Source organism: Butyricicoccus sp., assembly GCF_050872565.1.
Taxonomy (GTDB): domain Bacteria; phylum Bacillota; class Clostridia; order Oscillospirales; family Butyricicoccaceae; genus Butyricicoccus_A.
In genome coordinates this window covers 1-4,718 of record NZ_JBNMHC010000172.1, presented here as the reverse complement: position 1 = coordinate 4,718, position 4,718 = coordinate 1, and the positions used below count along the sequence as shown (strand labels likewise).

Below are 4,718 nucleotides of genomic sequence, written 5' to 3'. Positions count from 1 at the left end.
TCATTTGGCATTAAACCGCCGGTATCGCGTCCATCCGGACCGCGCTCCGGTCATTCGCCGCAATCTCAAGCTGCTTCTTATCATGGATCTGCTGCAATTGCCGCTGAGCTTGGTATTTACCCGATTTATGAATCTGTTCTCTGCGTGGATTCCCGCGCCGGAAGGTTTCGGCTATCAGCTTCTCGTGCTGGCGGGCGGTATCATCTGTACCGGCATCGGTGCCGCCATGTCGCTCAACATGCGCATCATTCCGAATCCCGGAGACGGCATTGTGCAGGCAATTTCTGATTTTGTCGGCAAATCCGTTGGCTTCACCAAAAACTGCTTTGATTTGTTTAATATCTGTTTGACCTGCTGTATTGGTCTGATTTTCGCACATCATCTCATCGGCATTGGTCTGGGAACCGTTGTCGCCGTTCTCGGCGTCGGCCGCGTCATTGCCCTGTTCAATCATCTGTTTATGCAGAAAATGACAAGACTTGCAGGCGTAGCGTAGAAATAACGCAAAAAAGCCCGATTCTTTACGAATCAGGCTTTTTATTTACCCAACAATTTCTAATGGGTCGGCCACAGCAGGACATTCTGCCACAGTAAATGGATCAATATCAATACATTGTGTTGGATCATGCTCTCCGGTTAAATCCCAAGCAACTGTATCATTTAAAACAGTCAGACGTTCCTCAAAGAAAGTGTCTTTTTCCAATTGCGAAAAAATACCACCTTGTTTAATCATCGGTTTCATATCGACTAGCCGAATGGAACCATCATTCATATATGCGTATACCGTTCGATTTTCACCAGCTACAGCTTGTACAACCTTTGGAAAGAAGATATTCTCCATATACATTCTCCTCTCAGATCAGCGGATTAATACGATTCATAGGTTTGGCATCTTTAGATAACTCCCAATTCTGCATCAAGTCACACTTTTCTTATTTATATCATATCATAAATTTGAGCACTTGTCTTTGAAATCGCGAAAACTTATTTTAGCACTCTCGTGTTGAGAGTGCTAATTCTTTACAAATTGTTCATAAAATATGCAATCTTTTTTCATAACTGAGACCTATACTATAGTCAGTTCAAGAGAGGAGCACCAAAGAGGAAGGCTCCGCAAGAAAGAAGGCAGCAAAGATGCAGCAGGATTTTACCCATTGTTAGCACTCAGCTATCGAGAGTGCCAATTGTTTACAAATAAAAAAACACCTCACTGATTTGACTATCGAAAGGACGATTGATTATGTTTGGCATGGTACCGTTTGATTATAACAACCGCAATTGGTTTGACGCATTTGACAACTTTGAAAAGAACTTCTTCGGCAACAGCAATGTTGATCTGCCGGACTTCCGCACCGACATTCGCGCAGTAGATGACAAGTACATCTTAGAAGCTGAGCTGCCGGGCTTTAACAAGGAAGACATTCAGCTGGATGTCAAGGATGGTATTCTGACCATTACCGCCCAGCACACCGAAAACGATGACGAAAAGAACGACAAGGGCGAATACATCCGCCGCGAACGCCGTTACGGCTCGTTCCGCCGCAGCTTTGATGTTTCCGGCATTGATGAAAACGCCATCACCGCTTCGTACAAGGACGGTGTTCTGGAGCTGACACTGCCGAAAGCACAGCAGGTTCTGCCGGAATCCAAGAAGATTATGATTGAGTAATCCTTCCACTTTTTCCATAACATCCATCATGATAAAAGGGTACGCAGGTTTTACACTGCGTACCCTTTTTGCTTATGCTTTTTTCTTTCCATGCAGAACAAACAACACGGTTGCCACCAGCATGAGAGCGACGAGAACATACAGTACATACATACCGCCGCGAATGCCAATGCGGTCTGCAATCGCACCAATGACGCTTTGCGTCACCGCAGAACCAACGCCTGGAATGACAATAAACATGCCCATGCACATCGGATACTGTCCAATGAGATTATCGCTGCCGCCCAGCGTTGTGCCATACATGCCTGCCATAAACAGTCCTACGCCAAACGTGCCGATTGCCATCGGAACCAGCGAATGACTGAACATCATCACAGAGAAGCAAATCGCCGTTCCGATTGTCATGACGCAAATCATCTGCTGCGGCGAAAACCGTGTGGCAAACCATGCGCTGGCAAACCGTCCGATCAGTAGTGCGCCCCACAGTGCTGTCGCCAGCAATTGCGCCGTCTGCGCATTGACCGCACCGGAATCAATGAAAAACGTCACAAGCCAACCCATGACCGATGCTTCAAACGCCAAATAGCACAACAGCAATGCACAGCAAATCCAAAAAATCGGCTTTCGGAAGAATCCAACATTCATTTTTCCTGTATTTTCTTCTACTTTGAATGCTTCCGGTCCAATCTTTGTGCGAAGGCCGTGCACAAAAGACAAGATTCCCAAGGCAATGGTAATGCCAAATGCCATGCGCCAAGATGCCCCGCACACCATCGCAATCAGCGGTGCTGCACACGCACCAATCGCAAAAAACGCCTGCGCCAAATTGAGCAAACTGCTGTCATTGTTGGAAACCGTGCTGGTGATTTGATTGCCGATATTCGCCGTGCTGCCTTTGCAGATGCCGGTCAGCAGCATAGCAAAAATCAAAACCACCGGATTGCCGATTACCGTCATGAGTGCCAAGCCGACAAATGCCAACACACCGAAAAACAGGTAAGTTCGTTTTGCACCGAGCTTTTTTGCCGCCAAGCTGACCACAATGCCCATGATGAGATACCCAATTTGCTGTGCCGACATCATCCAGCCGCCGACCTGATAGCTAATATGATATTCTTCCTTAATCGACGGCAGTGCCGAGCCAATCAGCGTCAGATAAATGCCCATGACCAAATACGCCAGAAAAATATCCCGCATCAAATAGCGGTTTGATTTTGACATCGACTGCATCGCAGATGTTTTCTCCATATGTTATTCCTCTCTTTATCTGTTAGATCGTAGTTGCATTATAGCATGGCATGGCAAGCTTGACTACTACAATCGCGCCAGATTTTTGTACAAAAAAGGCGAGCTTGATGCAACAGCTCGCCTTTGTGTTTATTCGATATTTTGTCTGCCGTCCAATGCACGCATAAGCGTCACTTCGTCGATATACTCCAGCTGTCCGCCGACCGGAATGCCATAAGCAAGGCGGCTGACGCGAATATGGAACGGCTTCAACAGCCGCGCCAAATACATCGCCGTTGCTTCGCCTTCTGTATCTGGATTGGTCGCCAAAATGACCTCTTCAATGTCATCTTCTGCCACGCGATGCAGCAGCTCTCGGATGCTCAAATCATCCGGTCCGACATGGTTGAGCGGAGAAATCGTGCCGTGCAGGACATGATACAAGCCCTGATATTCGCGCGTCTTTTCAAACGCCAGCACATCCTTTGGATCCGCCACCACGCAAATCGTCTTGTGATCCCGCGCCGGGTCAGCACAAATCGGACACAGCTCCTCATCCGTCAGATTCTGACATTTGGGGCACAGATGAATCGTGCTCTTTGCCGCTGTAATCGCCTGCGCGAGCTTATCCGCATCCTCTTTCGGCAAATTCAAAATGTGAAACGCCAATCGCTGGGCGGTCTTGCGCCCGATACCGGGCAGCTTGGCAAATTCATCAATCAGCGTTTCGACTGATGGTGCAAAATAATTCATGGACGATTAAAACAGTCCCGGCATTCCGCCGCCGGTTGCCTGCTTCATGATTGCTGCGCTCTCCTCATCTGCCTGCTTGAGTGCCTGATTGACTGCAGTGACGATGAGATCCTGAAGCATTTCTACATCATCCGGATCCACTGCTTCCGGATCCAGCTTGAGGCTAATCAGGTTGTTGGAGCCCTTGACTACTGCGGTAACTGCTCCGCCGCCTGCGGTTGCGGTGTATTCCTTGTTGCCCAGCTCTTCCTGTGCCTTTACCATCTCTTCCTGCATCTTCTGCGCCTTTTTAATCATTGCGCTCATGTTCATGCCGCCGCCCATACCGGCGCCGCCTCTGCCATATCCGTTAAACTTTCTAGCCATTGTTATTCCTCCTGTATCAATCGTTGATCTCAACATCTATATGCAGTTCACCGGCTTTGCGGATGATTTCATCCACAGGGTTCGCTTTCGTGGAAAGCGTGCCGATGCTGTTCTCTTCCAATACTTTGACACGCAGAGCTCGTCCCGTCACCTGTTGTGCCGCCTGCGTCAGTGCTTGCTTTACTGCGGTTTCATTGCACAGCTCGCAGGTAAATGGGTCATCACACAGCACATACAGCTCATTGCCGGAAATCACGCCCTTCGTCATGGTCAGCTGGGCAAATTTGCTCATCGGCAGCACGCCTTGTGTCGCCTTTGTGATGGCATCCCACTCTGGGCAGCTCTCCAGCTTCTTCGGCGGTGCCGCCTTTTTCTGCTGCACCGGCGCGCCCATCATCGGCGGCATGTCATCTTCTCCGGGTGGAGGAGCATCTGCATCGGATGGAAAGCCATCTTCCGGTACCGCCTGCCGTGGCGCGGGAGCTGCTGCCACAATGCCATGCGCCAGCTTTTCTTCCAGTGCATCCACTCTGCCACTCAACGTATCATAGTCATCTGCGTTCAGCTCACACAGCCGAACCACGCACAGCTCTGCCTCGATCCGGCGGTTTGCCGCATGAGGGATATGCAGCAGCGATTCCTGCAAAATCTTTGTGTATGCCAGCAATCGAGAAGCCGGTACCTGCTGACACAGCTCCTGTAC

The 4,718-nt window shown here is 49.2% G+C and carries 6 protein-coding genes and 1 pseudogene; 2 read left to right on the top strand and 5 right to left on the bottom strand.

Annotated elements, in window-relative coordinates; genetic code table 11:
• Window positions 1-496, top strand: a 496-nt coding sequence (locus ACR0P9_RS07865; RefSeq protein WP_432618962.1) for a DUF6198 family protein, incomplete at its 5' end; no start/stop codon positions are given.
• A 45-nt stretch (window positions 497-541) separates the two neighbouring features.
• Here the strand turns inward: ACR0P9_RS07865 and ACR0P9_RS07860 are convergent.
• Entirely contained in the window at window positions 542-841 is a 300-nt protein-coding gene (locus tag ACR0P9_RS07860; RefSeq protein ID WP_432618960.1) for a DUF2442 domain-containing protein, read from the bottom strand.
• Window positions 842-1,240: 399 nt separating this feature from the next.
• On the opposite strand from ACR0P9_RS07860, the gene ACR0P9_RS07855 reads away from it, so the two are divergent.
• Window positions 1,241-1,669: an Hsp20/alpha crystallin family protein gene (locus tag ACR0P9_RS07855; RefSeq protein ID WP_432618958.1), complete on the top strand. Its 429-nt coding sequence runs from the start codon at window positions 1,241-1,243 to the stop codon at window positions 1,667-1,669.
• 72 nt (window positions 1,670-1,741) lie between these two features.
• Here ACR0P9_RS07855 and ACR0P9_RS07850 read toward each other — a convergent pair whose 3' ends face one another.
• The 4 genes and pseudogenes from ACR0P9_RS07850 to ACR0P9_RS07835 form a co-directional block, all read right to left on the bottom strand.
• On the bottom strand, window positions 1,742-2,917 hold the full coding sequence (locus ACR0P9_RS07850) for an MFS transporter (protein ID WP_432618956.1): 1,176 nt from the start codon (window positions 2,915-2,917) through the stop codon (window positions 1,742-1,744).
• Between the two features lie 129 nt (window positions 2,918-3,046).
• Window positions 3,047-3,649 (bottom strand): recombination mediator RecR, encoded by a 603-nt coding sequence (recR, locus tag ACR0P9_RS07845; protein ID WP_432618954.1) that lies wholly within the window; start codon window positions 3,647-3,649, stop codon window positions 3,047-3,049.
• Between the two features lie 6 nt (window positions 3,650-3,655).
• A complete protein-coding gene (locus tag ACR0P9_RS07840; RefSeq protein ID WP_432618952.1) occupies window positions 3,656-4,015 on the bottom strand; it encodes a YbaB/EbfC family nucleoid-associated protein in 360 nt (119 codons plus the stop codon).
• 16 nt (window positions 4,016-4,031) lie between these two features.
• A pseudogene (locus ACR0P9_RS07835) lies at window positions 4,032-4,718 on the bottom strand (hypothetical protein); the annotation flags it as partial.

What these genes read in the sequence shown, in the direction of transcription:
- ACR0P9_RS07855 (WP_432618958.1), top strand. Translation starts at nt 1,241, where the DNA reads ATGTTTGGCATGGTACCGTTTGATTATAACAACCGCAATTGGTTTGAC.
- ACR0P9_RS07840 (WP_432618952.1), bottom strand. Translation starts at nt 4,015, where the DNA reads ATGGCTAGAAAGTTTAACGGATATGGCAGAGGCGGCGCCGGTATGGGC.
- recR (WP_432618954.1), bottom strand. Translation starts at nt 3,649, where the DNA reads ATGAATTATTTTGCACCATCAGTCGAAACGCTGATTGATGAATTTGCC.
- ACR0P9_RS07860 (WP_432618960.1), bottom strand. Translation starts at nt 841, where the DNA reads ATGGAGAATATCTTCTTTCCAAAGGTTGTACAAGCTGTAGCTGGTGAA.
- ACR0P9_RS07850 (WP_432618956.1), bottom strand. Translation starts at nt 2,917, where the DNA reads ATGGAGAAAACATCTGCGATGCAGTCGATGTCAAAATCAAACCGCTAT.